The 5,751-nt window shown below is 63.3% G+C and carries 6 protein-coding genes and 3 tRNA genes; 4 read left to right on the top strand and 5 right to left on the bottom strand.

What is annotated here, in order from left to right; all coding sequences use genetic code 11:
- The coding region (locus BN1233_RS20210) for a molybdopterin dinucleotide binding domain-containing protein (protein WP_046865374.1) at positions 1–404 on the top strand (404 nt) is incomplete at its 5' end.
- Positions 405–593: 189 nt separating this feature from the next.
- On the opposite strand, the gene BN1233_RS20205 is transcribed toward BN1233_RS20210, so the two are convergent.
- The 4 genes from BN1233_RS20205 to BN1233_RS20190 form a co-directional block, all read right to left on the bottom strand.
- Positions 594–920, bottom strand: a complete 327-nt coding sequence (locus BN1233_RS20205; protein WP_046865373.1) for an EthD family reductase — start codon at positions 918–920, stop codon at positions 594–596.
- Positions 921–1,121: 201 nt separating this feature from the next.
- Positions 1,122–1,583 (bottom strand): cupin domain-containing protein, encoded by a 462-nt coding sequence (locus BN1233_RS20200; protein WP_046865372.1) that lies wholly within the window; start codon positions 1,581–1,583, stop codon positions 1,122–1,124.
- Positions 1,584–2,194: 611 nt separating this feature from the next.
- Positions 2,195–2,650 carry a PaaI family thioesterase gene (locus BN1233_RS20195; protein WP_046865371.1) on the bottom strand — a complete coding sequence of 152 codons (456 nt, stop codon included), beginning with the start codon at positions 2,648–2,650 and terminating at the stop codon, positions 2,195–2,197.
- A 478-nt stretch (positions 2,651–3,128) separates the two neighbouring features.
- Positions 3,129–3,204, bottom strand: a tRNA-Thr gene (locus BN1233_RS20190).
- Between the two features lie 535 nt (positions 3,205–3,739).
- Here BN1233_RS20190 and BN1233_RS20180 point away from each other — a divergent pair.
- On the top strand, positions 3,740–4,249 hold the full coding sequence (locus BN1233_RS20180) for a hypothetical protein (protein WP_046865369.1): 510 nt from the start codon (positions 3,740–3,742) through the stop codon (positions 4,247–4,249).
- A 154-nt stretch (positions 4,250–4,403) separates the two neighbouring features.
- Here the strand turns inward: BN1233_RS20180 and BN1233_RS20175 are convergent, their stop codons facing one another.
- Entirely contained in the window at positions 4,404–5,216 is an 813-nt protein-coding gene (locus BN1233_RS20175) for a TrmH family RNA methyltransferase (protein WP_046865368.1), read from the bottom strand.
- A 180-nt stretch (positions 5,217–5,396) separates the two neighbouring features.
- On the opposite strand from BN1233_RS20175, the gene BN1233_RS20170 reads away from it, so the two are divergent.
- Positions 5,397–5,482 (top strand) — tRNA-Tyr (locus BN1233_RS20170).
- A gap of 21 nt (positions 5,483–5,503) precedes the next feature.
- Positions 5,504–5,577, top strand: a tRNA-Gly gene (locus BN1233_RS20165).
- Positions 5,578–5,751 lie beyond the last annotated feature (174 nt).

Below are 5,751 nucleotides of genomic sequence, written 5' to 3'. Positions count from 1 at the left end.
TGTCCTCAGGACGTCTCGTGGAATACGAGGGCGGTGGCGAGGAGACGCGCTCGAACCCGTGGCTTGCCGAACTCCAGCAGAACATGTTCGTGGAGATCAACACGGGCGATGCTGCCGATCGCGGCATCCAGGATGGGCAGTGGGTCTGGGTGCTGGGCCCCGAGAACGGAGCAAAGGCGCGCGTGAAGGCCCTCGTGACCGAGCGGGTGGCTCGAGGCGTCGCCTACATGCCATTCCACTTCGCGGGTTGGTATCAGGGCGAGGACATGCGCCGCCGCTATCCCGCAGGAACGGACCCGTATGTGCTCGGCGAGAGCGTAAACACGGTCACGACCTATGGTTACGATCCGGTCACCGGCATGCATGAGGGCAAGGCCACGCTATGCCAGATTCGGGCGGCCTGAGAGGATCATGGCCAGTGATTCGATCCTGCGACCCGCATATGCGGGACCAGGATCATTCCGCGCCGGAGCGCAAACGACGATTTCTGCGAGACGGGGCGACGCTGGCTTTCGAACCCTGGTAGCCCGTCATGAACTGGCTTGGGTTGGTCCGGTCTGTGAATCGTGCAACTCGGGGCAGCACTGCCGGATCTACAAAGGCGTTTTTTGTCCGAGCGGTTCGTTAATCTGAAGGATCGGCTGGACGTTCGTGAACTTCGGGATGTCCGCGAAGATCTCCGCCCCATGCGCTCCTGCAGCCGCGCGGAAGTCCTGCAAGGATCGAAATCTCAGGAGAGCCATGACGCGATATGGCGGTGGACTTCCATCCGGCGTGCCTGTGCCCTTCACGAGATGCACCTCTTCGAGGCCCATCGGGGTCCACCGCTTCCTCACGAGCGGGATGTGGGTGCCGAGATAGTAAGCTTCGTCAAAGGTGGCATGCTCACCACCTGGATACATTACACTGACCAGGATCATTGGAATGCCTCCACATTCTTGCTGTCGCTGAGTGACCTCGCCACCGGCGAACCGTCCCATCGTGTTGCGCCGGAAGGGCTGCCGCAAGAAAGTGGTCAGCAAACCCGGATTGGTAGGCCGGCAGCGTCTTGGAGCGATGCTCCTCCGTGTGCATTGAGCGCTCGGCCAAAAGGACTGGCTTCGGAAAAGTCATCCCTCTTCTCAGGACAGAGGCGGGCCGACCAGCTCGATTCCGAACTGTCGACAGGCTCCGGCCAGGGCCTCTGCCTGTTCCGATGTGGGTGGGCCGGAAGGATCGGGTAGACCCTCGCGTTCGGCAGGCCGTCCGAAAGCCCGGACAAAACTCTCGAATCCTCCTCGGGTGATGGTGAGCATGCGTGCCTCGGAGGACTCGACCCGGTAGGTGTGAGGGATGCCCTTTGGTGCGAGAAGTGTTTCACCCGCGCGTGCCCGGCGCTCGTCATCGCCGACACGGTAGCGCACCTCGCCTTCGAGCACGTGGAAGATTTCATCCTCGTCGTAATGGATGTGAAGGGGCGGCGAGTCCCCTCGTGACGCTCGGTGTTCGAGGACCGAGATGCCGTCGGAGCCGTCGCGTGCCGATACGCGGACGATCACGTGCGTGTTCAGGAACCAGAGGCTCCGCTGTTCAAGATCCGACATAGCCTTCGCCTCTCTCTCAACTTCGTCTGCCGGAGCTTCGACAGAGCAAAGTACGGGAGCAATATGTGACGTGCTTGTTTCGGTACGATTGCATCCTTCCTTGCGCTGAGGGATCTCGACTTCATCGAACGATCCGCAGCCGTCTCAACGGTGGCGGCATTGCGGGAGGGAGAGGCGATACCCAGTCAAGGTCCGGGATCTCGCCTTGCATTTCGGGCCGTACTGGTCCCGTGGGTCGTTCGCCGGGCGGGGGCGCCAGGGACAGTCCAATGCGATTCTATCAAGGGCCTCGGTCAGCATGGTTTCCACGCCGAACTTCGCGGCCCGACGGGCGAGCCGGTAGCGCCCGCGTCGGTGAGGGCAGAATGGGCACTCGATCCGAACGGTAGCCTCGGAAAGTCGGACAACCGCTCGATGCCGCGCACGGCATGAACTGTCTTTGGACGGTCCGGTTGATCAGCTCTCATTGCCATGCCCGAACCAAACGAAGCGGGATGCTCCGCGGAACGTCAACTGTTCATAGGGGACAGCCCCGACGCGCAAGCCTCATCGGAACGCAGTTTTGCAAGAGCCGGAACTTCGTAGGGGACCCCTCATGGGATGTTCGGCAACTAATCCGCCACGCCATCCCGGCCCTCAATCGTCATCAGGGTTGCAGTGAGAAGTGCGACCAGCCTCTCTTTCCCGGAGGTTTCGGAGAAGACCTCGGTCTGAGCCAATGTCAGCGTCCGCCCAGCCTTGATGACACGCCCCCGAGCCACAATGCGATCACCTGCGGCAGGCGCCACGAGGTTGATCTTGAACTCAGTTGTCAGCACCCCGACTCCCGGCGGCATGAGGCCGAGCGCGGCATAGCCCGCGGCGGTGTCCGCAATGGCCGCCACGGCTCCTGCGTGCACGAAGCCGTGCTGCTGCAAGACGGCCGGGCTTGGCGAGAGGGCGATGTCAACCGCTCCCGGAGCAATGTGCAGGATCGATGCGCCGAGGGTGCTCATCAGCCCCTGCTTGGCAAAGCTGGCTTGGATGCGGGCCTGAAAGGCCGGGTCCTTCGGGATCAGGGTGTTCACCCGTTATGCCTCATCGGAAAAGCGACGGCCCAAATGGGATAAGCCGACTTTGCCGGAATGGCCAAGGTCTCGAGTCTCCCATGCGAATCTCCGACAACGGGATCTCATGGAACGTAGCCGGCACGTGGCCCCAAACTCCCGACCGATCGGCCAGCGATGCAGATAGGCCCGTCAAGTATTATCCACATGGAATAAACATGCCCGCAGGGGATAACAGGGATTGCGCTGAACTCCCGACCCCGAAGGCATCGGCGCACCACGAGGTATTCGGTGCCGCTTGCCAGCATGAAGTCAGTGCCGCTGCCCTGAATGGAGGGAGGACGGTGCAGCCGCGCTTTTGTGCATCGTTTGTGATTTTTGGTTCGCGAACATCGCAATTTGTTCGCTTTCGTTCATTCCCGTCCCCAGTCCGGACTTCTCGTATCGGAGCAGGAAAAGACCCAAGCCATTGTTTTCAATGACTTGGGTCCTGATCGAATGGTGCCGGTTGCGGGACTCGAACTCGCGACCTACCGCTTACAAGGCGGTTGCTCTACCAGCTGAGCTAAACCGGCGAGTCTCGACCCCGAGGTAGCAGTGACCGTCATGCGGCGCAAGCCTACGTGTGAGGCCGCACGGAAACCATTTCTCTGTTTAGCGATTGTCCTTTTGACAGAGCGGCGCTTGAGTAGCGCCGCCGAAGGCAAACGGGGTTGGGGTCATGACGGGATTTCGGAATCGAGCGGGCTTGCCGCTCGCCGGAGTGGGGGCTTTTGTCTTTATCGTAGCTTTGTTCACGGGGCCGGCCGAGAGTGCACCGAGCGTCCGAACCGCGAAGCCGGGGTCGGGCGCGGCCGTTGCGACGGCGAGCACGGGCGCAGGCGAGGCGGACGTCCGAGAACGGGGGGAGGCGGAACTCGCCCCCGGGTGTCAGCGGATACGCCGGAAGCTTTTCGTCGAATCCGAGGGGTGGATCGTCCGCCGGGTCACGATCTGCCACTGAGGGCCGCCTCGAGGCGCCGTTAACTATATTGTGCGAAATCCTCTCGAGAGGCTTGGCCGTTAACGATTTGTGAACCAGTTTGTCGGGTGCGGAACCTGGAGCTTTCCATGCGCATCCGATTGTGGTGCCTTTTCATGGCTGTTGCCGCCCTCGGCGGCACGAGCTCTGTCTCGGCGGGTGAATTCGGGAGCGGCTCCCACGGCATCAGGCGGCCTGTTGCGGGCTTTCACCGGCACGCAATGGGCGGTCTGCGGCACGCGGTCGGGCCACGACACCGGTTCCACCGATTCGGGAGGGTGCCGCTCTATCTCGAGCAGGATTACCATTCTCCAGTTGTCGTAGTGGTTCAGGAGAGTGCCGTTTCGCCCGCGCTCGACGTGGATCTCGCTCCCGTTCCATCGGTGGCGAACCTGCCGACCGTGATGGGCATTCGCGAGGTGTTGCCCGACCGGGCGCAGATCCAGGTTCTGAACGAACCGGTCGGCGCTCGCGCACTTCCTTCAGGAGGCGCGCAGGTCATTGCGGTGCCAGCGAGCGAGGAGCCGTCATCCGCAGGGCCCGGCGCGTCGGCTGGGGCCCGCATCGTTCACCTGACGGTGCCGGTCGGAACCCGCTGAGCGCATTCCGGCACGGACGGCGAGGGGCTCTGCCGAAGGGCGGGCTGATCACGCGCCCACGTGCCAACTGGGTGCGGTGCGCGTCCGGAACGAGCATTGGGCCGGTCGGGCTTCGGTTCGGTGGCCCGTCAAACTGGAAGCCCGTGGCGAGGCGTTAGTCGGCGAGGGCGCGGCTGACGGCATAGAGGGCGATCGCGGCGGCGTTCGACACGTTGAGGCTCTTGATCTCGCCCGGCATGTCGAGGCGCCCGATGAAGTCGCAGCACTCGCGCGTGCGCTGCCGCAGCCCCTTCCCCTCCGATCCCAGGACGAGAATGACCGGCCGCCGCAGCGGCAATTGATCGAGCCCCGCCGTACCAGAGGAGTCGAGGCCGATCCGGAGAAAGCCGCGCTCGCCGAGGCCAATCAGGGTATCGGCGAGGTTGCGAACGACCATGAAAGGGACGTGCTCGAGGCCGCCCGATGCTGCCTTGGCGAGTACACCCGTAGCCGCCGGGCTGTGCCGCGCCGTCGTCACGATCGCCTCGACGTCAAAAGCCGCCGCGCTGCGGACGATCGCCCCGACATTGTGCGGGTCGGTGATCTGGTCGAGAGCAAGGACGATTCTGTCGCCGGACAACGTTTCGAGCGTCGGGGAGGGTAGGGGCTCGGCCTCGAGATAGAGACCCTGATGGACTGCGTCCGGTTCGAGGAGGCGATTGATATCATCCGGTCGGACAATTTCCGGATCCAGGTCCAGCGCTCCGAGTTCCTCGGCCAGGCGCCTTGCTGAGTTCTCCGTGGCGAGCAGCCGGCGGATCGCGCGATTCGGGTTGCGAAGAGCCTCGACGACAGGGTGCCACCCATAGAGGATGGCGGTCTCGTCGCCTTCGTTGCGGGAGAAGCGCGCGGGAGGACGCCCTCCTTGAGAGGTGCGGCGAAAGGATCCTGGCCGCGCTCCAGGGGCGGCTTTCGGGCGTCTGGACATGTGTTCTCCTCGAAGAGAGCTGGGGATATCACGCCGCGACGGCGCCACGGAGCGTTCCCCGGGAGTTTTCCGTTGACACCGGAGCAGGGGCTCACCATAAGGACGCCCGCGGAATCCCTGCCCCTGCGGCGGGGAGTTTCGTTTGAATAGCCTCGACGCAAGGCGTTTCGTCTGGTTCGAGGGGGAATGTCCCGAGCGGCAAAGGGGGCGGACTGTAAATCCGCTGGCTTACGCCTTCGTAGGTTCGAGTCCTACTTCCCCCACCATCCAGGCGAGACGAGGAGCATGCGGGTGTAGCTCAATGGTAGAGCAACAGCCTTCCAAGCTGATGACGGGGGTTCGATTCCCCTCACCCGCTCCACCATCGCGCCGGATCTGAAGAGGCTGCAACGAGGTAAGAGGCGGGGTTCGTAGCCCGGCGTTCGGGAGCCGGAAGCGCGGCAGAAAGGCTGCGTCCCGAATGGCGAAGGCGAGGCGACCGAGGGTCGGCCGACCGGGTGGCTTCATAAGAGAGTGGACAACAGAGAGCGACGTC

The sequence above is a fragment of the Microvirga massiliensis genome (genome assembly GCF_001006805.1).
GTDB classification, from domain to species: Bacteria; Pseudomonadota; Alphaproteobacteria; order Rhizobiales; family Beijerinckiaceae; genus Microvirga; species Microvirga massiliensis.
The sequence above is the reverse complement of the archived record's forward strand: the minus strand, read 5'-3'. Positions and strand labels throughout refer to the sequence as shown.

Coding starts and splice junctions, on each gene's coding strand:
- BN1233_RS20205 (WP_046865373.1), bottom strand. CDS start 920: ATGATCCTGGTCAGTGTAATGTATCCAGGTGGTGAGCATGCCACCTTT.
- BN1233_RS20200 (WP_046865372.1), bottom strand. CDS start 1,583: ATGTCGGATCTTGAACAGCGGAGCCTCTGGTTCCTGAACACGCACGTG.
- BN1233_RS20180 (WP_046865369.1), top strand. CDS start 3,740: ATGCGCATCCGATTGTGGTGCCTTTTCATGGCTGTTGCCGCCCTCGGC.
- BN1233_RS20175 (WP_046865368.1), bottom strand. CDS start 5,216: ATGTCCAGACGCCCGAAAGCCGCCCCTGGAGCGCGGCCAGGATCCTTT.